This is a genomic window from Brevibacterium sp. ZH18, assembly GCF_022748595.1.
Classification (GTDB): domain Bacteria; phylum Actinomycetota; class Actinomycetes; order Actinomycetales; family Brevibacteriaceae; genus Brevibacterium.
Genome location: NZ_JALDSX010000053.1, coordinates 1 through 25,852, shown reverse-complemented (window position 1 = coordinate 25,852; position 25,852 = coordinate 1). Strand labels below are relative to the sequence as shown.

The following is a 25,852-nucleotide window of genomic DNA, read 5'->3' as shown; positions in this document are numbered from 1 at the left end:
GGTCCGGGCCACCGGGCTCAACGCGAGACGTCACCTCACGACTTGACCGACTCGCTCTCCTGCGACGTCGTCGCGGCAGTGCCGGTCAGGTTCCTCTGCCGACGACGTGCCAGCACGCGGCCGACGCCGGTGTAGAGCAGTGCGCCGATGAGTACGAGGTAGAGGACGATCGTGATCGGTGAGGACACGAGCACCGAGGCGTCGTTGCCCGAAGCCAGCAGCGCATCGCGCAGATTGGTCTCGGCCAGAGGCCCCAGAACCATGCCGATCATCAGCGGCGCCAGGGGAACCCCATAGCGCTTGAGCACGAAGCTGACGACACCGATGCCCAACAGGATGAACAGCTCGAACGTCGACGCCGAGGTTGCATAGATGCCCAGGCCACAGAAGACCGCGATGCCACCGTAGAGGTAAGGATCCGGGATCTTCAGCAGCTTCGCCCACAGGGGTGCGAACGGCAGGTTGATGATGAGCAGGACGACCATGGCGATGAAGAAGCTCGCCAGCAGGCCCCACACCAGTTCGGGGGACCGGTCGAAGAGCAGCGGCCCCGGCTGCAGACCGTATTGGCGGAACGCCGCCAGCATGATCGCGGCAGTCGCGGAGATCGGCAGACCCAAAGCCAGCAGGGCACCCATGGCAATGCCGGTCGTGGCACTGCCGGCAGCCTCGGGGGCGGCAAGACCCCTGATCGCGCCCTTGCCGAACTGCGGATCCTTGCGTCGGGCATCGAGCTTGCGCTCGAGGCCGTAGGCCATGAACGTCGGTACATCGGCACCGCCGACGGGGATGACGCCGAAGGGCAGGCCGATCGCGGTTCCGCGCAGCCATGCAGGCATCGCCTCGCCGAACTCCTTGCGGGACAGGAACGGCCTGCCCGAGGAATTGATCGTGTTGTCGTTGGCTTTCCGGCGGATCCGGGAGGCGATGAAGAACACCTCGCCCAGCGCCAAGATGCCCACGGTCACGGTCACGAGTGAGACGCCGTCGAAGAGCTCGGGCACACCGAAGGTGAAGCGTTCCGTGCCGGAGACCGAGTCGATGCCGATGACCGAGAACCCGATGCCGAGCACGAGGGCCATGAGACCCTTGAGCACCGAATCCGCAACGACCGATGAGGTTGCGACGAACGCGAACAATGCGAGGGCGAAGAACTCGGCTGGGCCGAAGCTTGTCGACAGGTCCGCCAGGGCGGGAGCGACGAAGACGACGAGGCAGCACGAGATGAGTCCGCCGATGAAGGCACCGATCGCAGCCGTGGCCAGAGCCTGAGGGGCTCGGCCGTTGCGTGCCATCTTGTGGCCTTCGAACGTCGAGGCGATCGCGGAGGCCTGACCAGGGGTGTTCATGAGGATGGCCATCGTCGAGTCGCCGAAGAGACCGCCGAAGTAGACACCGGCGAACATGATGAAGGCGCCGGTCGGGTCGAGGGCGAAGGTCATCGGCAGCAGCAGTGCCACAGCCATCGACGAGCCCAGGCCCGGCAGCACGCCGACAGCGGTGCCGAGGAAGCAGCCGACGATGACCCAGAGCAGGTTCATCGGCGTCAGTGCGTGGGTGAAGCCTTCGAAGAGAGACATGAGAGCGTCCATATCAGAACCCACCTCCCAGGAGTCCGGAGGGCAGATTGAGTCCCAGCAACACCGCGAACGCGATGTAGACCACGGACGAGAACACCAGCGCCAATGTCAGATCGAACAGCGGCTTCTTCGAGCCCATCGACCGTGCCACGCACCAGAACAGGAGTGCCGCCGCGATGATCCAGCCTGCGAACTCGAGGATGCCTGCGAAGGCTGCGAAGCCACCGGCGCCCCAGGCCAGGGATACGAAGTCCGAGTGGGTGCGGTGACGCGAATCGGCCACGCGCGCCTCGGCGAGGGCCTTGCGGTCAGCGCTCGGCTCGTCCTCCTCGTGAGGGGCCAGCCGGGAGGCGGAGACCGCCGAGGTGACCGGGGTGGAGAACGCCTTGTCCTCTTCCGCCTCGGCGGGGATCTCAGTCTCGACGTCGACGGGTTCGGGGTTGCGGATGTAGGCGATGACCAGCAGGACCGTGAGCACGTAGCCGACGATCATGATGAGCATCGGGAAGAACTGCGGACCCGGAGGATCCGTGTCCTCGGGCACCTGCATCGTGAGGATTCCGATGAGCAGGTAGGTGGAGAACGCGGCCATGATGAGCGGAACCAGCAGTCCCGACCGACCCTGCCACCAGGTCCCAGCGCCGAGGTGGTCCGTCCGGGTCCTCGTGCTCGGGGAGGTATCGGTGGAGATGTCCGTGGTCATAGTCCCAGCTCCTTCAGCAGCTTCTCGACCCGCGAGGTGTCTTCCTTGATGAATTCGGTGAATTCCTCACCGGTCTGCCACACGTCGGTCCACTTGTTGCGGTCGAGTGCGTCCTTCCACTCCGCGCTGTCTCGGGTCTTCTGCAGAACCTCGACGAGCTGGTTCGTCTCGTCGGGGGTGATGCCCGGAGCGCCGAGGAAGCCGCGCCAGTTGGTCAGCGTCACCTCGTAACCCTGCTCGGTCATGGTCGGAGCGTCGTCGAAGCCCTCGAGGCGCTTCGGAGCGGCGACGCCGATGGCCTTGACGCGTCCAGCCTCGATCTGGTCGGACACCTCGTTGAAGCCGCAGGATGCGAAGTCTGTCGTGCCCGAGAGCAGCGTCTGGATCGCTTCGCCGCCGCCGGACTTCGGGATGTAGGTGATGTCAGAGGCGGGGAGCTTGCCGATGAGGGCCAGCTGGGCGATCGTCAGGTGATCGACCGATCCGGCCGAACCGCCGGTCCAGACGAATCCCTTCGGATCCTTCTTCCATGCGCTCATGACGTCGTCGACAGTGTTGTAGGGGGAGTCCGCGGCGGCGATGAGGACGTCGTAGTCCTCGGCGACGCGGGCCAACAGGGTCGTGTCAGCGAAGCCGACTGGTGACTTATTCAAGGCGATGCCGCCGACCATGGCTGTGCCCGTGGCGAGCACTGTGTCCGCTTGGCCGCCCATGGTCGAGAACTTGCCGAGGCCGATGGTTCCACCGGCGCCGGGGATGTTGACGACCTGCGCGTTGTTGGCCAGGCCGTTGACGCGCATGGCCTGCTGGGTCTCTCGAGCGAAGCCGTCCCAGCCGCCACCGGCGCCGGCCGGTGCGATGAGCGTGAGGTTCGAGGCCAGATCGCCCTTGGCTGCGGCGGATCTGATGGAGAATCCGGTGGCCGTCCCGACTGCTGCCACGGCGAGGGCGCCATAGGCGATTCGTCCGAACATTCGCCGGGAGGGGTGTTTGGTGTCAGTGACCGGATCATCCGGCGGCGACGTGGATTGGTTCGACATTGACCAAGCTTTCATTTTTCGGGTGGTGATGTCCGTCCGAGCGGCTCACTGGTGAGAGAGGGCGGTTCGGACGGCACAGCGTCAGCGTCGGATCCGCGGTGACAGGCACGCACTTCTCCATCGAAGACGAGTGTGATTTGAGATACATCCTAGGGTCGGTGGTGACCGAGTGCGCGTTTGTGCGCACTGTGCTCGTTCTGCCCGTTGAGTGCGTTGTGTGCATTCTGCTCACGCAGTGGCTAGTGTGGGTCCGTGTCCCGCTCCTCCCGTCCGTTCTCCCGCCGCGTGCTGCTCAGCCAGCTCGTTGTGGTCGTCGTGATCCTTGCCCTGGTGACAGGGGTGTTCGCGTGGATGGGCGCCAGGACAGTCACCGATGTCAGCGAGACCGAGGCCCTGGCGACTGCGCGGGCGCTGGCCAGTACGGCGGCAGTCAGGGATGGTTCCACCCGTGCTTCGAAGGCCGCCGCCGGTAAGGCTGATCCGGAGATCACCGATTCGCTGCAGAAGGTCGCTGTTGATCTCCGAGCGCGATCGGAGATCGAATTCGTCGTCATCACCGATGACCGCGGGATCCGCCTGACCCACCCCCGCGCCGAGGCGGTCGGGAAGAAGGTCTCCACGTCCCCTGACGAGGCGCTTGCCGGCAGAGAGAACATCACTCACGAGGCGGGAACGCTGGGGGAGACGGTGCGTGCGAAGGTGCCGATCTATTCCAACGATGATGATGGGACGGTTGTCGGTGAGGTGTCCGTGGGCATCCATGCTTCGGTGCTCGATGCGGATCTCCGGCGAGAATTCCTCGTCCTCGGTTCGGTCGCTGTGCTCGCCTTGGCGGTGGGAGTCGTCGCCTCGCTCTGGCTGGGCCGGCGCCTGCGTCGCGAGACCCTGGGTGTTGGTCCCGAGGAGCTGGCCGAGATGGCGCGTGATCAGGGGGCGGTTCTCCGTGGCCTCGATGACGGAGTGCTCGGCTTCAACACCGCCGGCAGGGTGACACTGAGCAACTCAGTCGCGAAGGACCTGCTCGCGGGGCCGAGCGCCGACAGCGATCGCACGGCGACGAACGAGATCCTGGCGGATGTGGACTACAACTTGATCAGGATGACGGAGGCCGTCCCACAGTCGATCCATCGTCTGATCGCCGATGCTCCCGACGACGAGCCGCTGCGCCGCCGAATCAGCGTCGGTGGTCGGATCCTCCTGGCCACCGCTGTGCGGGTGAGCAGGGGAGGAGTTTCCGTCGGCGGGGTCGTGACCTTGCGTGATGAGACGCAGATGCTGACGATGGCGCAGCAGCTGGAGACGGTGTCCTCGACTGCGCAGGCGCTGCGCGTCCAGCGCCACGAATTCGCGAATCGCCTCCACACGGTGCTCGGTCTTGTCGATACCGGCGCGACCGATGAGGCGCGCAGCTTCCTCGCGACGATCCTGCGCACCGGGTCGACCGCCACCACGGTCGACGGCATCGATCAGATCTCCGACCCGTACCTGCGGGCCCTGCTCGAAGCGAAGGGAACCTCCGCCGCCGAGGCGGGTGTCGCGCTGGCCGTGACACCGGATTCCCTGGCATTGGGCCGGGTGAGAGACCCGGAAGACGTCACGCTCATCCTCGGAAACCTCATCGACAATGCCGTGCGAGCCGTGGTCACGAGCAGCGGGCGTGATGCGGCGGCGAACATCACAGCAGGCGAGGATGCGGCCAGCGGGGCTCCTTCCGGGGCCGTGACCGATGTGGCCACCGAGGTCGGCCGGGTTGAGATCCAGATGCTCAGCGCCGGCTCGGAGCTGCACGTGGTCGTCACCGACACTGGCGATGGCGTCCGTGATGAGGACGTCGATCGCATCTTCGACGAGGGAGTGAGCGAGTCTGGGGGTGGAGGGTCCGCGGGCGCGGTGCACGGGTTGGGAATCGGACTGGCGTTGTGTCGCAGAGTTGCCCGACGACATGGTGGCCGAGTGTGGGTGGTCGCCGGTCATGACGAGGATCTGGGCGGAGCGAGCTTCGGAATGGTGCTGCCAGACCTGTTGGATGACCCGGAAAGCGGAGCCGATGATGTCGCCAGCCGCATGGATGAGCAGGAGAGAGCATGATCAACGTCTTGGTACTCGATGACGATTTCTATGTCGGTCAGGTGCACTGTCGCTACGTCGACGAAGTCCCGGGGTTTCGGGCACTCGAACCGGTCCGCGACCTGGGCGCCGCCCGCCAAGCTCTTGGTGACACGGACGTGGACCTGCTCTTAGCCGACTGCGTCCTGCCCGATGGCAACGGGATCGACCTCATCCGGGAGGCCGAGGTCGATGCGGCGATGCTCTCAGCGGTGGCTGACCCGCAGAATGTGCGTTCTGCTCTGCGCGCCGGTGCCCTCACATACATCTTCAAACCGTTCGAGGCCGATCATCTGCAGGGGTTCCTGCGGCGGTACGCGCGGTACCGCCGATTCTGGGATCAGGAGAAGTTCAGTCAGACCGAACTCAACGGTCTTCTGCGCAACCTGCATGACGCCTCGGCGCCGGGTGGCTGTGGATCTGGCGGATCGGGCGCATCGACGACCGACCGCATCTTCGACGCTCTGGAGTCTGCGTCTGGACCGCTGACTGCGCTGGAGATCTCCGAAGCCGTCGGCATCTCGCGAGCCACGGCCCAGCGTCACCTCGCGAAATTGGCGGGCTCGCAGGCGGTGACGGTTTCCTTGCAGTACGGAAGCACGGGCCGACCCGAGCACCTCTACGGGACAGGATGAGTTTCGATCAGTCTGTTGTGAGCGTTGGTTGAGCAGAAACGGGATTCAGTAGGGTCTGCCTCCTCTGGCAAGGGCCCGCCTATAGCCACCCACGCCTGCCACCAATATTCGCAGCGCTTGCGGTCCACTGTCGGAGGCCCCGGTCGTTGGGGCAGTGGGTATCCGCACTGCCGAGAAGTACATATCCGAAACTCATAAAAACACCGTAGCTTGAGCCCATGACACGACTCGGGGCTTGAAACGTCTACGCACCTTGAGATCCAACGTTGCTGAGTCGAATGCGTGCCCCGTCATCGCTAGTGTAGGAGGATGACGAATCCTCGATCAGTGTCCAACCCTGCATCTGTCCAGTCGCCGGTGGCGAAGCAGGTCCCCTTCGAACGGACTCACCACGGCCACACCTTCGTCGACAACTACGAGTGGATGCGCGACAAGGAATCGCCGGAGGTCATCGCCCATCTCGAGGCGGAGAACGCGTGGACCCAATCGCAGACTGCAGGACTCGAGGGTTTGCGCGAGTCGATCTTCACCGAGATCAAGACACGCATCAAGGAAACCGACATGTCGGTGCCGAGCCGCCGCGGACAGTATTGGTACTTCTCGCGGACGAAGGCCGGACTCGATTACGGCATCAGCGTGCGCGTGCCCATCGCGAACGCCGACGACTGGACCCCGCCCGAAGTCGGCGCTGACCCGCTTCCCGGGGAGGAAGTCGTCTTCGACTCCAACGTGGTAGCCGAGGGGCAGGAGTTCTTTTCACTCGGCACCTTCTCGCTCACCGACGACGGCCGATACCTCCTCTACGGCGTCGACACCTCCGGCGACGAGCGCTACACCCTGCGTCTACGCGATCTGAGCACCGGTGAAGACCTCGCCGACACGGTCGACGGAACCTTCTCCGGAGCATCGATCGATCCGGCTGGACGCTTCGTCTTCTATACGACGGTCGACGACGCTTGGCGTCCCGAGAAGGTCTGGCGCCACACCGTCGGCTCAGACAGCAGCGACGACGTCTGCATCTTCCACGAACCCGATGAGCGATTCTTCGTCGGCTCGGGATTCTCCCGGTCGGGCAAGTACATGTTCGTCGTCACCGGGTCGAAGACGACCACCGGTTTCTGGCACCTCGAGTCGGACGACCTCGAAACCACACCGCAGGAAGTCTGGCCTCGTGTCGACGGTGTCGAATACTCCGTCGAGCATGCGGTCATCGCCGGTGAGGACCGGTTCCTCATCACCCACAACCGCGACCGGGACGACTTCGACATCATCGACGTTCCCGTCACCGACCCTGCAGGCACGGTCCACGAAGCCACCGACGCCGTCGACGAACCCGACAACACCGCAGAACCGCTGGACCTCGGCAGGCCCCTGCTCGCCGACGTCGAGGGGCTGCGGATCGAGGACGTCGACGCGTTCGCAGACTTCATCGTCGTCAGCTATCGCCGCGGCGGCTTCGCCCGCGTCGGCATCGTCGAACTCCAGCCCGAGAACCCGGACGAAACAGACAGCTCGCCCTTCGGCCCGCTGCAGGAGCTTCCCTTCACGCGTGAGACCGGAACCCTGGGCCTGGCCGGCAACCCCGAGTTCGCGCAGACGAGCATCCGACTGATCTTCACCTCCATGTCGACGCCCGCCGTGATCTTCCAGCACAGTGTGGCAGACGGTACGGACACGGTCCTCAAACGCCAGCCGGTGCTCGGATCGGTCGATCTCGACAACTACAGCGAATCCCTGGTCTGGGCCACCGCCGACGACGGCACCCGGGTGCCGATCTCCCTCGTCTATCGGCGCGACCTCATCGCGCTCAAGGCCAGCACCACCTCGGCGGGGGAGTCGGCACCCACCGAACCAGCACCCACCGAACCGGCGCCGGCCGAACCAGCGCCGCTCGTGCTCTACGGCTATGGGTCATACGAGGCGAGCATGGACCCGTACTTCTCGGTGTCGAGGCTCTCGCTGCTCGACCGTGGCGTCGTCTACGCGATCGCCCACGTGCGCGGCGGCGGCGAGATGGGCCGGCATTGGTACGACCAGGGCAAAACCACCACGAAGAAGAACACGTTCACCGACTTCATTGCCGCGGGACGCCACCTTGTCGCCGAGGGCTGGACGAGTCCCGAGACGCTCGTCGCCACGGGCGGCTCGGCCGGCGGGCTGCTCATGGGTGCGGTGACGAACATGGCGCCTGACCTCTTCGCCGGAGTCAGCGCCCACGTCCCCTTCGTCGACGCCCTGACTTCGATCCTCATGCCGGAACTCCCGCTGACTGTCATCGAATGGGAGGAATGGGGCGACCCCCTCCACGACGCCGACATCTACGAGTACATGCGCTCGTATTCTCCGTATGAGAACGTCGCCGAGGTGGACCATCCGAAGATCTTGGCCGTGACCTCGCTCAACGACACCCGGGTCCTCTACGTCGAACCGGCCAAGTGGGTTGCGCGGCTGCGCGAGGTCGGATCCGACGTGCTGCTCAAGACCGAAATGGTCGCCGGCCACGGGGGAGCCTCCGGGCGCTACGACTCATGGAAGGACACGGCCTTCGACTTCGCGTGGATCCTCGACGTGCTCGGGCGATCGGACGTCACGATCGAGGCGTGAGACTGTGTTGAGGCGTCCCCGCGGGGACGCCTCAGCAGGCACCTTGCGGGACGCATGGAGAGCGATCCGTCGGTCTCAGAGGACGATTGTCGCGGCAGATAACGATACTAGGACGATTGTCTTCAAATCCTGGTTTTGACCAGGCGTGTCAGTGGCGGCCAATAGAGTGGGTGTCATCACAGTCGCACCTCGACCGACTGCGGACACAGAAAGAGCTGGACCGCAGTCGTCGCCTGGTTCGACTGCAGTTCCCGGCCGATCCATCGCCGGATAGCCCCGGGAACTGAACACAGGGTTGGCAATGGTTCGGCGCAGAATGGCTCTGCGCAGGTGAACCGGTTTTCAAAGGGGAGAAGTATGCGTCTCAAACAACTGGCCACAGCAATCGTGGCGGTCAGTTCGATTCTGGCAGTCTCGGCATGTTCGGGTGGAGACGGTGGAAGCGGTGATGGCGACGGTGGCGAGTCCTACTCGATCGGCATCTCCCAGCTCGTGCAGCACCCGGCTCTCGACGCGGCCAGCGCTGGCTTCAAGAAGTCGTTCGAAGACGCCGATGTGAAGGTCGAGTGGGACGAGCAGAACGCTCAGGGCGAACAGGCCAATGCCACCTCCATCGCGCAGACCTTCGCGAACAAGGACCTCGACCTGGTGCTCGCCGTCGCCACACCTGCAGCTCAGGCCGCAGCGCAGGCGATCACCAACGTTCCCGTTCTTTTCACTGCCGTCACTGATGCCCAGGAAGCCGGCCTCGTCGCCTCGAACGATGCCCCCGGCGCCAACGTCACAGGCACTTCGGATCTCAACCCGGTCGCCGACCAGCTCAAGCTCGTCAAGGACCTCAAGCCTGATGCGAAGACCGTCGGCATCGTCTACAGCTCGGGTGAGGTCAACTCCCAGGTGCAGGTGGACCTGGCGAAGAAGGCCGCGAAGGATCTGGGAGTCGAGATCAAGGAAGCCACGATCGCGAACTCCGGTGAGCTCGCGCAGGCTGTGGACTCATTGGGCAAGGTCGATGCCTACTACGTGCCCACTGACAACAACGTCGTCTCGGCCGTCACGACCATGGTCCAGGCTGCTGAGAAGAACAAGGCGCTCCTCGTCGGTTCCGAAGCCGGACAGGTTGAACAGGGTGCGGCGATCACTCGTGGCATCGACTACACGAAACTGGGTGAGCAGACCGGCAAAATGGCGCTGAAGATCCTCAAGGACGGGAAGAAGCCGGCCGAGATGCCAGTCGAGACCAGCTCCAACCTCGAACTCGTCGTCAACCCGAAGGCTGCCAAGGCCCAGGGCGTCGAGATCCCGCAGGACATGATCGACGAAGCCGACAAGGTCATCGAGTAACACGACCTCGTCCCTCGGCTACGCCAGCACCATCGGCGACACCAGCACTACCAGCACCATCGGTTGCGCAGAGCTGTGAACAGCAGCTGCGCTGCCGGTTGCGCACAACGTTCCACCGGAATGACGCCGACGGCGGCAGGCATCGCAGCCTGCTGCCGCGGCGACATTCGAGACGCAACCCTAAGATCGGAAATCCATGTTCGGAGCACTGGAACTCGGGCTCATCTACGCAGCGATGGCGCTCGGGGTCTACCTGACCTTCAAAGTTCTCAATTTTCCCGACCTCACCGTCGACGGAAGTTTCACCACGGGTGGTGCCACCGCAGCATCCCTGATCATCGCAGGGGCCAACCCCTTCCTGGCGACTCTGGCAGCCATCGGCGCCGGACTCATCGCCGGCTTCATCACCGGTCTTCTCCACACCAAGGGTGGGATCGACGGACTTCTGGCCGGCATCCTTACGATGATCGGCCTGTGGTCGATCAATCTGCGGATCATGGGCAAGGCAAACCTTCCGCTCCTGCGAGAGGAAACCGTGTTCACCCCATTGCGGGAGAACATGTGGCTGGGCACGTGGATCTCCATCGCCGTGCTTCTCGCCTTCACTCTCATCCTCAAATTTGCGATCGACTGGTTCCTCACCACCGATCTGGGACTCGCGATCCAAGCCACAGGCAACAACAGGGAAATGATCCGCAGCCTTGGCGTGAACACCGACAACTCGACGATGCTGACCCTTGCCCTGTCGAACGGATTCGTCGCTCTCTGCGGTGCTCTCGTCGCCCAGTATCAGGGATTCTCCGACATCAGCATGGGCATCGGCCTCATCCTCGTCGGCCTGGCATCGGTCATCCTCGGCCAGGCGGTATTCGGCTCGCGCAACATCTTCATGGCCAGCCTCGGCGCGATGCTCGGCTCGGTCATCTACCGCCTCATCATCTTCCTGGCGCTGCGTGCCGGTCTCGACACGAACGACATGAAGCTGACCACTGCGCTGCTCGTCGTCGTCGCTCTCCTGCTGCCCAGATGGGGCTTCCTCAAACGGATTCCGTCCCTGCGCTCTCGCGGAAACCGGGCTGCGTCGACGGTTCCGGAGGGAACCACCGATATGAAGGACCCAGCCGAGATCGCCGACGTCCCCGCGGGGACGTCCGCGACGCCCGCCCCAGCTCAGACCTCGGCGAGGCCCGGAAGCACTCTGGCAGCGCCTCCCACCGGCACCACGCACGAATCGACCACTGCCGGCGCCACCGAGACGAAGGAAGGTTGAGCTCCATGCTAAAAATCGACACCATTTCGAAGACCTTCTTTCCTGGCACGGTCAACGAACGCAAGGCACTGCAGCGAGTTTCGCTCGAGCTCGACGAATCGGACTTCGTCACCGTCATCGGTTCCAACGGCGCCGGCAAATCGACGCTGCTCAACACGATCTCGGGACGTCTGCCCATCGACTCCGGATCGATCACGATCGACGGTGCCGAGGTATCCCGGATGCCCGAATACAAGCGTGCCAAATACTTGGGTCGGGTCTTCCAAGACCCGATGGCCGGCACGGCCCCGGACCTGACGATCGAACAGAACCTGTCCTTGGCACTCAAACGCGGAAAGTCACGCGGGCTGGGACGGGGAACCACCTCGGCGAGGCGAGACCTCTTCGCCGACGAACTGGCGACGTTGGAACTCGGACTCGAGAACCGGCTGAAGACGAAGGTCGGTTTGCTCTCGGGCGGACAACGTCAGGCGCTGAGTCTGCTCATGGCCGGGTTCACTCAGCCGCGGATCCTGCTCCTCGACGAGCACACAGCAGCGCTTGACCCGCAGCGTGCGGCACTCGTGACCGCACTGACGAAGAAGATCGTCGCCAACGATGGGCTGACCACGCTCATGGTCACCCACAACATGGAGCAGGCGATCGCTCTGGGCAACAAACTCATCATGATGCACGAGGGTGAGATCATCTACCAGGCCTCGGCCGAAGAGAAGAAGAATCTCACCGTTGAGGCTCTGCTCGAAGAGTTCTCGAAGCTCAAGGGCGCAACACTGGGGGACCGCGCACTTCTCAACTGAGCGTCCCGGGGCCCTTCAGCATTTTATTGAGAAGCTCTCAGGAAGCTGTTACGGTCGCTGACTATGGCGGACTACGAGATTCCCGCACCTCAGCGGTGCGCACGGGCGGCACCTCGCCCGACTCTCGGCTATGCCAATGATTCTTGGGAAGGCGCCGCGATCGGCTGGTGCGGTAGCGAACCCTGAAGCATGTGGACTCTTTTCGATCATCCGTAATCTCGACGAATGAGAAAGGGCCATCTTCACATGCCCGAAGACTCCAGACCAGCCTCTGAAGAAATCGACACACACCGCGACTCTGCACCATCAGGCGACTCTGCACCATCAGGAACGACCGCCCCATCACTGGGTGCCGACGGTTCCGGATCCCTGCGCCCCGACCGCCGAGCTTCGCGGGAGAAGCTCAAAGCCGACGCGAAGCGCGTGAGCAGGGGTGCCGGCAAATCATTGGGCACCCTCGACTACAGGCGACCGCAGTACCCGCCTGAGTCCGACGAGAATACGGGCCACTACCCGCACGGCACGCACCCGATCCTCGTCCCCGGCATTGCCATCGACGAGCAGCGCCGTCGGTATTCTCTTGACAAGACCATCTTTGCCGTAGCCGGTTCGCTCACGGTCGCATTCGTCATCTGGGGCATTGTCAATCCCAGCAACGTCTCCACTGTCGCGACGGCCGCCTATGACTGGGCGACGATGAACGTCGGCTGGTTCTTCAATCTTGTCGCGATCATCATCCTTGTTGCCTTGCTCTTCCTCGCGTTCTCGCCCTACGGCAGGATCCCCTTGGGCAAGGACGGGGAGAAGTCCGAGTTCAGCACGTTCTCCTGGGTGGCGATGCTCTTCGCCGCCGGAATCGGCATCGGCGTGCTCTTCTTCGGGCCGTCCGAACCGCTGACTTATTTCATCAGCCCACCGCCGCTGACGAACGATCCCGAAACCACCGAGGCTCTGCACGGAGCAATGGCCCAGACCTACTTCCACTGGGGTTTCCACGCCTGGGCGATGTACGCCCTCGTCGGCGGCGCCATCGCCTACGCGGCATACCGCCGCGGTCGCTCGCTGCTCCTGTCCTCGATCTTCCAGACCCTGTTCGGCAAACGCCAGACCGAGGGCTTCGCCGGCAAACTCGTCGACATCTTCGCAATCGTCGCCACCCTCTTCGGCACTGCCGCAGCCTTGGGTATCGCGTCCATGCAGATCGGCACCGGTGTCAGCATCGTCTCCGGGGTGGGCCCGATGACGAACAACATGCTCGTCGTCATCATCTGTGTCCTGACCATCGGCTTCATCGTCTCCGCAGTCTCGGGCGTCTCTCGCGGCATCCGCTACCTCTCGTCGATCAACATCATCCTCACGGTCGGGATCGTCGCCCTTGTCCTGTTCCTCGGCCCGACTCTGTTCCTGCTCAACCTGCTGCCGTCGGCTCTCATGGAGTACTTCGGCTCGATGTTCGACATGATGGGCAGGTCGCTGTCTTGGGGCCAGGAGACGCAGGAGTTCCAGTCAGTGTGGACCGTCTACTACTGGGCCTGGTGGATCTCATGGTCGCCGTTCGTCGGCACCTTCATCGCCCGCATCTCCCGCGGCCGCAGCATCCGCCAGTTCATCCTCGGCACAATCTTCATCCCGTCTACTCTGCTCTTCGTCGCCTACGGCATCATGGGCGGAACGTCGATCTGGATGTACAGGGAAGGTGCGCCCGGGTTCTCCGACAGCATGGAAGCCCCCGAGGTGTTCTTCACCCTCATCGACAACCTGCCCTTCGTCGAATGGCTGCCGTTCGTCGCGATCGTCGTGCTCGCGATCTTCTTCATCACCTCGGCGGACTCCGCCTCGGTGGTCATGGGCATGCTCACCAGCCGGGGCGACCAAGAGCCGAAGAAATGGGTCGTCGTCTTCTGGGGGCTCGTCATGTCCGGCATCGCCGTGGTCATGCTGCTGCTGGGCAACGCGAGCGCGCTCGAGGGACTCCAGCAACTCGTCATCGTCACCGCGGTGCCATTCGCGGTCATCATGCTCTTCATCATCGTCGCGTGGTTCAAGGAACTGCGCACCGATCCGCTGGCCCTGCGCCGAAAGTACGCGCAGAACGCGGTCGACAATGCCGTGGTCGCTGGTGCCGACCGCTTCGGTGACGACTTCGCTCTCCACGTCGTGCAGACCGAGCCTGGCGATGGCGCAAACGGCGGCATCGACTCCGAGCACGGGGACTACACCGACTGGTATCAGCGCACCGACGAGAACGGCGAACCCGTCGGCTACGACTACGAAACCGGCAAGTGGGCCGACGGATGGACGCCGGAGTCGGACTCCGCTGACTCCGCTGACGCTGACGCAGACGCTGACGCTGACGCTGACGCGAACGCCGACACCAGCACCGAGGCGACCGGCGCCGAACGTGCGGACGCTGGGACTTCAGGCGCGAGGCCCACGGCCGGGGCCTCCTCGGCGAGAGACTCCGGGGCCGGCACCGCGTCAGGAAGCGATGTCGACGGCGACTCGAAATCCCGTGTGACCGAGTGATGTGTCTTCGGTCGAGGCCGTGCGCGCCGAGGTCCGGTACCGGCGGCAGTACGAGTCGTGGCACATGTAGGACCCGCCGCGGAGGACAGCCCGATGGTCCCCGGGGCTGAAGGCATCGCTCGTCCACTCCCAGACGTTGCCGGTCATGTTGCACAGACCGAACCCGAAGGGCCCGAATGCATCGGCGGGCATCGTGCCGACCGGTTTCGTCGGACCGTCAGGGAAGACTCCTGCGAATGTGTTCATCAGTGCCTGGCCTTCGGGTTCGCGCACTGCACCCCACGGATAGGGCTGCTGCTCGAGTCCGCCGCGGGCCGCGTACTCCCATTCGGTCTCCGTCGGCAGGCGGGCTCCCGCCCAGCCGGCATAGGCTCGGGCATCGCGACGGGATACGTGCGTGACCGGATGGTCGGCACGTCCCTCAGCTGTGGAGTCGGGCCCCTCGGGACAGAACCAAGTGGCGCCGGCGACCTGGTGCCACCATGGGGTCGCAACCACGGTCGGTGTCGCTGCCCGCAGCTCGGGGCTGAGGAGGCCGGTGAAGACAAGCGAATCTCCGAGGCGTTCGGCATCGGTTATGTGCCCGGTGGCCGTGACGAACGCGGCGAACTGCGCCACGGTCACCGTCGTGCGCCCCAGCCCGAAGGCTGCCACATGGGCCTCACGCACAGGACCCTCACCGTCCTCGGAGTAGGCCAGCGGATCGTCGCTGCCCATGCGAAACGTTGCTCCCGGCAGTCCGATCACCTCCAAGCGATCCGGGGCCTGGCTCGCCAACGCGGCCAGCAGAACCGGATCGGGGCCGGGCACGTCGGCGGACGGCTTCCGGCCCGACATTCCCACCTCGGCGGGGGATTCTTCATGCGCAACACCCACCTCGGCGGGGGAAGCCTGATTCCCAGCGCCAGGAGCGACGGACGTTTCCCGTGCGGGATGACAGCATGACCCCATCGTTTTCACCTCACTGCTTGACATCGGCTCGCCCACTGAAGAGAGAGCCCACACGTTGAAAGGACGTGACCAGCATATGCAACCACCGAACATCGTCGTCATCCAAGCTGACCAGATGGCAGCCCAGGCCCTGGGCGCCTACGGCAACGAGGCTGCGCTGACCCCGAACATGGATGCCTTGGCACAGGACGGGGCCGTCTTCGACCGGGCCTACTGTAATACCCCGCTGTGCGCCCCGTCGCGAGCATCGATGATGACCGGGCGCATGCCCTCGGATGTCGACTGCCTCGACAACGGCGACGACTTCGCGGCCTCGGTGCCGACGTTCGCGCATCGGCTGCGCAAGCTCGGCTATCACACGGCGCTGATCGGGCGCATGCACTTCATCGGTCCCGACCAGCATCACGGCTTCGAAGAGCGCCTGACCACCGACGTCTACCCGGCCGACCTCGACATGGTTCCCGACTGGAATCGCCCGCTCGCGGACAAACTCCAGTGGTACCACGAAGCAGATCCGGTCTTCAGCGCCGGAGCGACGAAGGCCAACGTCCAGCAGGACTTCGACGACGAGGTGATCTTCCGGACCCTGCGCCACCTCAACGATCGCAAGCGCGCGAACCAGGCGGCGGGTGAGAGCCGGCCGTTCCTCATGGTCACCTCGTTCATCCACCCGCACGACCCGTACGAGCCGCCGCGGGAGAACTGGGACCGACTCGCCGAGGTGGCCATCCCCGACCCAGCCCATCCCGAGGTTCCCGATGAGGCTGTCGACCCCCACAGCCACCGGCTGCGGACGATGAGCGGCTTCGACAAACGCAATCCGGGCATCGACGATGTGCGCCGAGCCCGCCGTGCCTACTATGCGGCCGTGAGCTACATCGACGACCATGTCGGCCGCATCCGGCAGCGCCTGGAGGAGCTCGACCTCGCCGAGAACACGGTCATCATCGTCACCAGCGATCATGGAGACATGCTCGGCGAGAAGGGCCTCTGGTACAAGATGTCGCCCTACGAGCAGTCCTCACGGGTGCCGATCATCATCAACGGCCCCACCGAGTTCGTCACCCCTGGCCGCTACGCCAGCCCCGTGTGCCTCGTCGACCTCATGCCGACGCTGGTGGAACTGGCCGACGGTGCCGGTGTTGCGGGCGCGGCCGGGGTGTCACTGTTCGAGACCGCTCGTCGCGAGGCGGCGGGAGAGCTGGAGCCGGAGGATCGGGACATCGTGATCGAGTACTTTGCCGAGGGCACCTATCGGCCGCAGGTGACGCTCATCCGCGGCCAGTACAAGCTGACGATTTGTCCGGGAGACCCCAAGCTGCTCTTCGACCTCGAGACTGATCCCGACGAACTGGTCAATCGTGCCGGCGACGCAGAGTATGCCGAACTCGTCGCGACGATGCGCGCCGAGATCGATGCTCGCTACGACCTCGAGCATTTCGAACGGCACGTGCTCGGTTCGCAGAAGAGTCGTCAGCTCGTCGCCGCTGCGCTCAAGGTCGGCACCGTTCGCCACTGGGACTTCAACCCGGATCCGGAGAACGGCTATGTGCGCGGCGACTTCTGGGCGGCGTTCAGATACGGAAAGATCCCCGACTCGGCCCGGTAGGCCAGCGATTCCGCTTGCCAGCGGCCTCCGCCGGTCAGGGGCCTCCGCCGAGAGCACACCGCAGCGTCGAGAGCAGACTCCCTGAAGTCTGCTGTCGACGCTGCGGTGTGCTTTCGACGAAACTCGCCGGGGGAGGGAACCGCACGGGGAGGGTACCGCCCGGGGACGACGCTCTCCGGGGGGAGGGAAGTTCTTGGGGCGAACCATGCGGCAGAGACGCCCGGGGCCGCCTCGCGAATGGAATTCACATTGCCTTGGGCGAGTTGCAGGTCACACTCTCAGGCTGGGGTGGCATCATCGGAAACAGGAGGAATGTCATGACTAATTTCGAGTGGACGTCCGAAGTCCCGCTCGCTGCCGAGATAACCTATCTGTGGCACGCGCAGCCAGGAGCACTGACCCGACTCTCACCGCACTGGGCCCAGGAGATCGTCGAGGAGAGCTATCCTCCGATCGCACCGGGATCGGTCGCGCAGGTCAAGACCAGTTTGCCCGGCAGCTACGGTCTCGTCAGGCGACCATTCAGCTCAGTGCATTCCGAAGGTCCGACCCGTTTCTCCTTTGTTGATGAGTTGAAGAAGGGCCCGCTGAGCCAGTGGAGGCACACGCACGAATTCTCCTCCGTGGCCGGGGGCACCAAGATCGACGACCGGGTCGAGTTCTCGATGGCGCCGCAGGGATTCGACTCGATTGACCGCAGTCTCGTGCACTATCTCGAAGCCACCTTTGAAGCCAGGCACTCCCGGATGCTCATGGACATCGAATTCCTTGAGCGCATGCACGCACCATTGGTGACCCGGAAGAAGGGCAAGCGGATCCTCATCGCAGGCGGCAGCGGACTGGTCGGTCGGCAGGTCGCGGCACTCTTCTCCACAGCTGGACACTTCGTGCGTCTGCTCGTGCGGCGCACACCGAAGTTCCCCTACGAAGTCCACTGGAACCCGGATTTGGGCATCATCAACCCGCGCGATCTGGCGTGGGCGGATGCGGTGGTCCACCTCGGCGGCAAATCGATCGCGACTCGGTTCACGAAGAAGGCGAAGGCCGAGATCCATTCCTCCCGCATCAACTCGACGACGCTGCTCGCGGAGACGATGGGTGCCCTGCCCGAGGTGAAGCGGCCGGAGGTGTTCGTGTGTGCTTCGGCCGTCGGATACTACGGCTCCAGCGCCGAGGTGCCGGTGGACGAATCGGCACCGCCCGGGGAGGGGATCCTCTCCGACCTCTGCCAGGAGTGGGAGGCCGCTGCCGCCCGGGTCGAGGAGCACGGCATACGCCGGGTCTCGATTCGTTCCGGTGTCGCACTGACGAGTCTGAGCGGGTTCCTCAAGTTGCAGGCGCCACTGTACCTGGCGGGTGCCGGCGGTCGACTGGGCAGTGGTGAGCAAGGTCTGGCATGGGTGTCTTTGGACGACCTGGCCAGGTCATATGTACACGCAGTGCTCGTGGACTATATCCGCGGGCCCGTCAACGCAGTTGCTCCGCAGCTGGTGTCGCAGAAGGAATTCTCCGAGGCGCTCGCGGCTCATCTGCATCGGCCCGCGAAGATTCCGACTCCGGGCTTCGTTCCCGAACTCGTGCTCGGCCGAGATGGTGCCAGAGAACTGGCGCTGGCCGATCAGAAGGTGTTGCCGGAGAAGCTGCAGGAGACCGGATACCAGTTCGCCCACCCCACGCTGGCCGATTGCCTCGAGGAGGAACTCGGCAACGGAGCGTGAAGTGGGCGAGTGACAGTTTGGCGCGACCGCTGATGTTGCGTGACGCTGGGGCGGCTCGACGCGGCTGAGTGACAGGCGCGTGTCGTCCGCGGACTGTCAGAGTCGCTTGCCGGCGATTTCCGCACCTGCAGTCAGCGACTGCAGCTTCGCGACGGCGATCTCCGGATGGACGCGTCCGCCCAGACCGCAGTCTGTCGAGGCCACGACGTTGTCGGGACCGACGAGCTTCGCGAAGCGCTCGATGCGATCGGCGACGAGCTCGGGATGTTCGACGACATTCGTCGAGTGGGAGACGATGCCCGGGATGATGTACTTGCCCTCGGGCAGCTTCGTGTCCTCCCAGATGCGCCATTCGTGTTCGTGACGGACGTTGGCGGCCTCGAAGGTGATGCCTGCGGCGTTGAGCGTGAGCACCTGATCGACGATCTCTTTGAACGGCAGGTCGGTCACGTGCGGTCCGTGCCACGAACCCCAGCAGGTGTGGACGCGGACCTGCGCCGGATCGATGCCGCGCAGGGCATGGTTGAGTGCGTCGATGCGGACCTGGATGAACGACCGGTAGTCATCGAAGGACGGTTCGGGGTTGATCTGGTCGAAGTTCTCGGCCAGGGAGGGATCGTCGATCTGGACGGTCAGACCCGCCTCGGTGATGGCGAGGTATTCCTCACGCAGAACGTCGGCCCAGGCCCAGATGAATTCCTCATCGGTCTTGTAGAACTCGTTGGCGATGCGGGAGGCGGAGCCGGGGGAGAGGGCATTGATGTAGCCGTCGCGCTCACCGTATCCGGCGGCGGCCAGCCCGGCCTTGAGGTTCGCGATGTCGCTGGCGACCTGATCATGGCCCACGTAGCTGATGGCGCTGGTGGCCTTGGGGAACTGCGGCTGGTCGCCCGTGTCCGTGCCGGCGTTCGCATCGCCGTAGACACCGGGGAAGAGGTTGCGGTCGCGGCGATCGCCGAAGCTGGTCAGGCGCACATTGCCCGGTTCGGAGGCGACAGCGGGAGCGTCCCACTTGTCGACGTCGTCGAGTTCGAGTCCACCGGTGCGGGCGAAGGAGTAGTGCCACCAGGCGCCGTAGTCGAAGTCGGCTGCCATCGAGTGGCCGTACTCGCCGTCGTTGGGCAGCGAGATGCCGAGGTTCTTCTGGCGCTTGACGAGGTCGGTGACGCTGGCGGCGAGGAGCTCATCGAACTCCTGAGTCGCAGCCTCGGAGACGGATTCGCCGGCGAGGCGGGCGTGGTTCTGGGCCTGTTTGACCTTGTTGGCCTCGATGAGTTCGGGGGTGCGGGGTAAGGATCCAGCGTGCGATGTGCGGATCGTAGCCATGTGTGACTCCTCTGGTTGTTCGGTAGCTGAAAACCGGCGGTTCAGCGCGATCTTTCATCCTCAGGCAATCACATAAGCAGTCCTGCATGCGAGGGAGCTGTCATTTTGGGTCACGTGCTCGGGGCCGCGTGCGGCCTCTTCGCGGATGATCGCGGCGGACAGATCGGTGGCCGACTATGCACTCGGTGGTCGGACTGGCGGTCTAGGGTGAGATCATGACATCGCAGCCGCCGCCACACCAGTTGCCCTATGGGGCTCAGCCACAGTTTCACGCGGCGCGGCCCCTGCCCGCCGGTCCGCCGGAGTCGAGGGGCAGAGCCCCGCACCCAGGGTGGGCAGCGCGGATCCTTTTCTGGGCGGGGTTGATCGTCGGCCGCCTGCCGGCCTTGGTGATAGTGCCGTTCTCGATTGTGGCGGGTAGGCCCGGCCTCGACTCGATGCTCTCCATCTCCGGCGGTGTCACCGGGGTCATCGAGCTGATCCTCGGCATCGCGGCGCTGCTGCTCATCAAGGGCTCGTCGTCGACCCGGAGACTGATCGGAGCGGCCGTCTTCTTCGTCGTCACCGTATTCGCGCTGGTTTCGCCATTCGTCCTCACGCCTTTGCTGAATCACTTGATGATGACCTACCACCTGCCGATGAGCACATTCGGCATCGTCTACGGAATCCAGTCAGTCGTCATCGTGGCGGGAATGCTCATCGCGTGGAACGTCGCTCGCAGTCGAACCTGGTGGACTCATCTCGTGGCGGTTGGCATCGCCATCGTCGGCGGCATCATCGCAGCCCTCTCCAATGCTGTGATCGGCACCGCAGCCTCCAGGGCGCTCTCGCTGTATGCGGTCGTCACAGTCGTGTCCCAGGTTATTTCGATTGCACTGATGTTCGGCGGACTGGGGCTTCTGCATGTGCTCGGAAACCTGCCCAGTGGAACGGTGCGCGCACGCTCCACACCGCAGAACGAAGATCCGCGGCCAGCCTGGCGACAAGGCCAGACCACTGACACGTTCAACCCGCCCAACGATCCCTACGACCAAAGCCGCGGCCCTTATCACCAAGGCCACGTGCCCTACACCCAAGCCCACGACCCTTACAGGGGCCCCGAAGCGCCTGGTCAGCAGGGCGCACCACGCCACTGACGCCTGAATGACGCCGACGGGCAACGCGAAAGGGACCACCTGCCGCCGAGTACTCAGTCATCGCTGAGCATCTCGACCGCGGATGGTCCCTGTGTGCTGCTACTTGAGCTAGATCGCAGTCTCAGCCGCTGCTGCCGCACTTCCGCCGAAGCGCTTCGGCAGGGTTCCCTGATGCGCCTCCGCGAGTTCGTCGAGGCCGATCGTGAAGTGATCGACCAGGTCGAGTTCGGGTGACTCGTCACCCGTGTCGGTCATGCCGATGCGGATGAACGGGAAGTGCCGGGCGGTGCACATGTCCTTGAACCGGACCTCTTCCGAGCGCGGCACGGCCACGATCGCACGAGCCGTGGACTCGGAGAACAGAGCGGTGAAGACGTCGACGCCGTCGCGTTCGCACACTTCGTCGAGCCAGATGCGGGCACCGGTGCCGAAGCGCAGGCACGATTCGACCAGAGCCTGCGCAAGCCCGCCTTCGGACAAGTCGTGCGCGGCATCGATCATGCCGTCACGTGAGGAGTTGATGAGGATCTCACCGAGCTCCTTCTCCACCTGCGGCTTGTACTGCGGGGGCACCCCGCCGAGGTGGCCGGCCGTCACATCGGCCCACGCCGAACCGTCGAGCTCGGCTTCAGTCGTGCCGAGCATGTAGATGGTCTGGCCTGGTTCCTTCCAGCCGCTGGGTGTGGCGCGGGTGACGTCGTCGAAGACGCCGAGCACACCGACGACGGGCGTCGGGTGGATGGCCACTCCGCCGGTCTGGTTGTAGAGGGACACGTTGCCGCCGGTCACGGGGATGCCCAGATCCTGGCACGCCTCGGCGAGGCCTTCGACTGCCTGCGCGAACTGCCACATGATCTCAGGATCCTCAGGAGAACCGAAGTTGAGGCAGTCGGTGACAGCGCGAGGGATCGCGCCGGCGGTGGTGACGTTGCGGTACGCCTCAGCCAATGCCAGCTGCGCGCCGCGGGCCGGATCGAGATAGCCGTAGCGACCATTGGCGTCGGTGGCGATGGCGACACCGAGGCCGGATTCCTCGTCGACGCGGACGACTCCGGCATCGTCGGGGAACGCCTGCGCGGTGTTGCCCTGGACGTACTTGTCGTACTGCGCGGTGATCCAATCCTTCGACGCGAGGTTCGGCGAACCGGCCATCTGGAGCACGGTCGCCCGCAGGTCATCAGCCGTCGTCGGACGCGCCAAGCCGGCGGATTCGACGGTGTTCGCGGCCACCTCGGCGGTCCATGAGGGCTCACGCATCGGTCGTTCGTAGACGGGGCCGTCGTGGGCGACGGAGCGCGGGGGCACGTCGACGATGACGTCGCCGTGCCATTCGATGATCAGTCGTTCGGTGTCGGTGACCTCGCCGAGGACGGATGTTTCGACGTCCCATTTGCCGACGATCGCGAGGAACTCCTCGAGGCGATCGGGACGGACGACTGCCATCATCCGCTCCTGGGACTCCGACATGAGGATCTCCTCAGGGGTCAGGGTCTCATCGCGCAGCAGAACGTCGTCAAGAGCGATGTGCATGCCGCCGTCACCGTTGGATGCCAGTTCCGAGGTCGCGCAGCTGATGCCGGCGGCGCCCAGGTCCTGGATGCCTTCGACGACGTCGGCGTGGAAGAGTTCGAGGCAGCATTCGATGAGGACCTTCTCTGCGAAGGGGTCACCCACCTGGACGGCCGGGCGCTTCGACGGCTTCGTGTCGTCGAAGGACTCGGATGCGAGGATCGATGCACCGCCGATGCCGTCACCGCCGGTGCGGGCACCGAAGAGTACGACCTTGTTGCCAAGACCTGAGGCATTTGCCAGGCGGATGTCCTCGTGGCGCATCACGCCGACTGCGAGGGCGTTGACCAGGGGATTTCCCTGGTAGACGGAGTCGAAGACGGTCTCGCCGCCGATGTTGGGCAGGCCCAGAGAGTTGCCGTAGTTGCTGATGCCTGAGACGACGCCGTGGAGCACGCGAGCGGTGTCCGGGTGGTCGATCGCGCCGAAGCGCAGCTGATCCATCACTGCAACGGGGCGCGCGCCCATCGAGATGATGTCGCGGACAATTCCGCCCACACCGGTTGCGGCGCCCTGGTGCGGTTCGACGTAGCTGGGGTGGTTGTGAGACTCGACCTTGAAGGTCACGGCCCAGCCGTCGCCGATGTCGACGACGCCGGCGTTCTCACCGATGCCCACGAGGAGGTGCTTCTTCATGTCCTCGGTGACCTTGTCACCGAACTTCGACAGGTGCACCTTCGATGACTTGTATGAGCAGTGCTCGGACCACATGACCGAGTACATCGCCAATTCCGCCGAGGTGGGGCGACGTCCCAGGATCTCGCGGATCTGGGCATATTCGTCGGCTTTGAGGCCGAGGTCGGCGTAGGGCTGCTCGACATCGGGACTCGCCATGGCGAACTCGACCGTCTCCTTGACCTTCTTCGAAGTGGCCTGAGCGGAATCGCTCTGCTGGGAATCGACCTGCGCGGAATTCGCAGAGTTGAGGTTACTCGACATGTCCTCTTTGGGGCCCTTTCTTACGACACGGCATCAGTCCCAATCTTAGCCGTGGTCAGCGGTAGGTGGAGAAGCCGGTCTCACCGGCGGGCGGGATATGTGATCGAACCGACCAGTAGTGTGTCGCACATCCGGGTACGGCCCGGGCCGGTGCCAATTAGAATATGGGCCATGGCAACTCCGAAGATCGTCCTGTTCTATGTATTCACCCCCTTGGCAGACCCCGAGGCGGTCAAACTCTGGCAGCACACGCTGGCCGAGAGCCTCGGGCTCAAAGGCCGAGTCATCGTGTCGAAGGACGGCATCAACGCCACCATCGGCGGGGACATCTTCGACGTCAAACAGTATGTGCGGGCGACGAAGTCCTATGCGCCGTTCAAGAAGGCCGACATCAAATGGTCGAACGGAGAGGGCGACGATTTCCCCCGGCTGAGCGTGAAGGTCCGCCCTGAGCTCGTGACCTTCGGCACCGACGATGAGATCACGGTGACCGAACAGGGCGTCGAAGGCGGCGGTGAGCACCTCAAGCCGGGGGCTCTGCATAAACTCCTCGACGAACGCGGCGATGATGTCGTCTTCTTCGACGGCCGCAACGCGATGGAGGCGCAGATCGGGAAGTTCCGGGACGCGATCGTGCCCGAGACGGACACCACCAAGGACTTCATCGCCGAGATCGAATCCGGCAAGTACGACGACCTCAAGGACAAACCCGTCGTCACCTACTGCACCGGCGGTATTCGCTGTGAGGTCCTGTCCGTGCTGATGAAGAACCGCGGCTTCGAGGAGGTCTACCAGCTTGACGGCGGCATCGTCCGCTACGGCGAGACCTTCGGCAATTCGGGCTACTGGGACGGCTCGCTCTACGTCTTCGATAAGCGCATGCACGTGGAGTTCGGGGCCGAGGCCGAGTCCATCGGCCACTGCGTCTCCTGCGACAAGAACACCCCGGTCTTCGTCAACTGCGCGAACCTCGAGTGCCGCCAGCAGTATCTGCGCTGTGATGAGTGCACGGAGAAGGGTCTCCAGCCCTATTGCACCGATTGCGTGAATACGGGAATCCCCGCCGAGGTTGCCGCCGGCTGACGCTGTCCGTCCATCTGAACTCGAAGTCGGCTGCGGCGCGTGTCTCGGGCTGCACCTATCTGTTCTTGAGCACCAGCTCCGGCTCCTGCTGGAAGACGATTACGCCGATCTCGAGCGGCCACCGAGAGCTGGAATCCCAATCGGCATCCGCATAACGTCGTCGATGCCGACCCAGCTGAGTCGATGCCCACCCAGCTGAACCGCCATCGTTCGTGTGAGAGCGGGTGCCCACGCCACACTCTCGGGCCTGAAGCCTTGGGTCCGAAGCCTCGGGTCCAAAGTCTCGGGTCCGGACCCGCGATACCGTGTGTGCCTGAACAACCTGCCCTCGAGTTGAGGACGGCCGGCACCGAACCGGGCCCCGGTGGCCAGCATTTTCAGAGCCGCCCCATCGCCAAGCGCGATCGCCATCCGAACTACTACCCGGGACGATCGCGATCCGAACTACTCCCCAGCGCGATCGCGATCCGAATCGCTACCCGGCGGGTTCTCGGCAGATCACTGCGGAAGAACTCCCGCTCCCACCCTTTGGCTGCATCACCAGAGAGTCCATCGCCGTCGTCGCCGCCTGATTCGGTCCGCGGTCGGTCCTTGGAATGGCGGTCCTCGGAACGGCGGTCCGTGGAAAGGCGGTAGGTGGAGCAGAGGATTGTTCAACCATGACGCGGTCGCAACACCGTCAGCTAAGTGCACCGGAGAGTCCGATCCCTACCGGAGCGCCCGTGGCAGGCACCAGAGAGCGGCGGTTTCAGGGGAGCGGTTCGCAGGTGACGGGTGTCACCCTGAAAATGTTGGGTTTGGATTTGCGTGGTCCTCGTTGTCTGGTCTAGAGTTATATCTCGTTGCCCCACAGAAAACGAACTCTTCGAGAACAGTTTTCACCGGGACTGACCAGCACAAATACAGTTTGTGATCG

Annotated in this window: 17 protein-coding genes; 11 read left to right on the top strand and 6 right to left on the bottom strand. The window is 64.2% G+C overall.

What is annotated here, in order from left to right:
- Nucleotides 1-35 precede the first annotated feature (35 nt).
- Genes MPN20_RS14960 through MPN20_RS14950 form a run of 3 tightly spaced genes read right to left on the bottom strand, consistent with a single transcriptional unit; the run spans nucleotide 36 to nucleotide 3,323 of the window.
- A complete protein-coding gene (locus MPN20_RS14960; protein ID WP_242783411.1) occupies nucleotides 36-1,592 on the bottom strand; it encodes a tripartite tricarboxylate transporter permease in 1,557 nt (518 codons plus the stop codon).
- Nucleotide 1,593: 1 nt separating this feature from the next.
- Complete coding sequence (locus tag MPN20_RS14955; protein WP_242783409.1) at nucleotides 1,594-2,283, bottom strand: tripartite tricarboxylate transporter TctB family protein; 690 nt, start codon at nucleotides 2,281-2,283, stop codon at nucleotides 1,594-1,596.
- Nucleotides 2,280-3,323 (bottom strand): tripartite tricarboxylate transporter substrate-binding protein, encoded by a 1,044-nt coding sequence (locus MPN20_RS14950; RefSeq protein WP_242783407.1) that lies wholly within the window; start codon nucleotides 3,321-3,323, stop codon nucleotides 2,280-2,282. The genes MPN20_RS14955 and MPN20_RS14950 overlap by 4 nt, the downstream gene beginning before the upstream one ends.
- A 252-nt stretch (nucleotides 3,324-3,575) precedes the next feature.
- On the opposite strand from MPN20_RS14950, the gene MPN20_RS14945 reads away from it, so the two are divergent.
- The 7 genes from MPN20_RS14945 (at nucleotide 3,576) to MPN20_RS14915 (ending at nucleotide 14,605) form a co-directional block, all read left to right on the top strand.
- Nucleotides 3,576-5,411: an ATP-binding protein gene (locus MPN20_RS14945; RefSeq protein ID WP_242783405.1), complete on the top strand. Its 1,836-nt coding sequence runs from the start codon at nucleotides 3,576-3,578 to the stop codon at nucleotides 5,409-5,411.
- Nucleotides 5,408-6,064, top strand: a complete 657-nt coding sequence (locus MPN20_RS14940) for a response regulator (RefSeq protein WP_242783403.1) — start codon at nucleotides 5,408-5,410, stop codon at nucleotides 6,062-6,064. Before MPN20_RS14945 ends, MPN20_RS14940 begins: the two co-directional genes overlap by 4 nt.
- A 309-nt stretch (nucleotides 6,065-6,373) precedes the next feature.
- Nucleotides 6,374-8,668: a S9 family peptidase gene (locus tag MPN20_RS14935; protein WP_242783402.1), complete on the top strand. Its 2,295-nt coding sequence runs from the start codon at nucleotides 6,374-6,376 to the stop codon at nucleotides 8,666-8,668.
- 357 nt (nucleotides 8,669-9,025) lie between these two features.
- Nucleotides 9,026-10,012: an ABC transporter substrate-binding protein gene (locus MPN20_RS14930; RefSeq protein ID WP_242783400.1), complete on the top strand. Its 987-nt coding sequence runs from the start codon at nucleotides 9,026-9,028 to the stop codon at nucleotides 10,010-10,012.
- 196 nt (nucleotides 10,013-10,208) lie between these two features.
- Nucleotides 10,209-11,282, top strand: coding sequence for an ABC transporter permease (locus MPN20_RS14925; protein ID WP_242783398.1), 1,074 nt, complete (start codon nucleotides 10,209-10,211; stop codon nucleotides 11,280-11,282).
- Between the two features lie 5 nt (nucleotides 11,283-11,287).
- Nucleotides 11,288-12,079 carry an ABC transporter ATP-binding protein gene (locus MPN20_RS14920; RefSeq protein WP_242783396.1) on the top strand — a complete coding sequence of 264 codons (792 nt, stop codon included), beginning with the start codon at nucleotides 11,288-11,290 and terminating at the stop codon, nucleotides 12,077-12,079.
- A gap of 225 nt (nucleotides 12,080-12,304) precedes the next feature.
- Entirely contained in the window at nucleotides 12,305-14,605 is a 2,301-nt protein-coding gene (locus MPN20_RS14915) for a BCCT family transporter (RefSeq protein WP_242783394.1), read from the top strand.
- Here MPN20_RS14915 and MPN20_RS14910 read toward each other — a convergent pair.
- A complete protein-coding gene (locus MPN20_RS14910; RefSeq protein WP_242783392.1) occupies nucleotides 14,558-15,481 on the bottom strand; it encodes a formylglycine-generating enzyme family protein in 924 nt (307 codons plus the stop codon). The two genes, MPN20_RS14915 and MPN20_RS14910, sit on opposite strands and share 48 nt — an antisense overlap.
- 151 nt (nucleotides 15,482-15,632) lie before the next feature.
- Here MPN20_RS14910 and betC point away from each other — a divergent pair, with 151 nt between their 5' ends.
- The gene (gene betC / locus MPN20_RS14905; RefSeq protein WP_242783390.1) at nucleotides 15,633-17,165 is read left to right on the top strand and encodes a choline-sulfatase; all 1,533 of its coding nucleotides are present in this window, start codon (nucleotides 15,633-15,635) and stop codon (nucleotides 17,163-17,165) included.
- A 317-nt stretch (nucleotides 17,166-17,482) separates the two neighbouring features.
- A complete protein-coding gene (locus MPN20_RS14900) occupies nucleotides 17,483-18,883 on the top strand; it encodes a TIGR01777 family oxidoreductase (protein ID WP_242783388.1) in 1,401 nt (466 codons plus the stop codon).
- Nucleotides 18,884-18,979: 96 nt separating this feature from the next.
- Here MPN20_RS14900 and MPN20_RS14895 read toward each other — a convergent pair whose 3' ends face one another.
- Nucleotides 18,980-20,209: a cobalamin-independent methionine synthase II family protein gene (locus MPN20_RS14895; RefSeq protein WP_242783386.1), complete on the bottom strand. Its 1,230-nt coding sequence runs from the start codon at nucleotides 20,207-20,209 to the stop codon at nucleotides 18,980-18,982.
- A gap of 215 nt (nucleotides 20,210-20,424) precedes the next feature.
- On the opposite strand from MPN20_RS14895, the gene MPN20_RS14890 reads away from it, so the two are divergent.
- A complete protein-coding gene (locus tag MPN20_RS14890; protein WP_242783384.1) occupies nucleotides 20,425-21,345 on the top strand; it encodes a hypothetical protein in 921 nt (306 codons plus the stop codon).
- Nucleotides 21,346-21,453: 108 nt separating this feature from the next.
- Here the strand turns inward: MPN20_RS14890 and purL are convergent, their stop codons facing one another.
- On the bottom strand, nucleotides 21,454-23,853 hold the full coding sequence (purL, locus tag MPN20_RS14885) for a phosphoribosylformylglycinamidine synthase subunit PurL (protein ID WP_242783382.1): 2,400 nt from the start codon (nucleotides 23,851-23,853) through the stop codon (nucleotides 21,454-21,456).
- 171 nt (nucleotides 23,854-24,024) lie between these two features.
- Between purL and MPN20_RS14880 the strand changes: the two genes are divergently transcribed.
- The gene (locus MPN20_RS14880; protein ID WP_242783380.1) at nucleotides 24,025-24,936 is read left to right on the top strand and encodes a rhodanese-related sulfurtransferase; all 912 of its coding nucleotides are present in this window, start codon (nucleotides 24,025-24,027) and stop codon (nucleotides 24,934-24,936) included.
- Nucleotides 24,937-25,852: the final 916 nt, after the last annotated feature.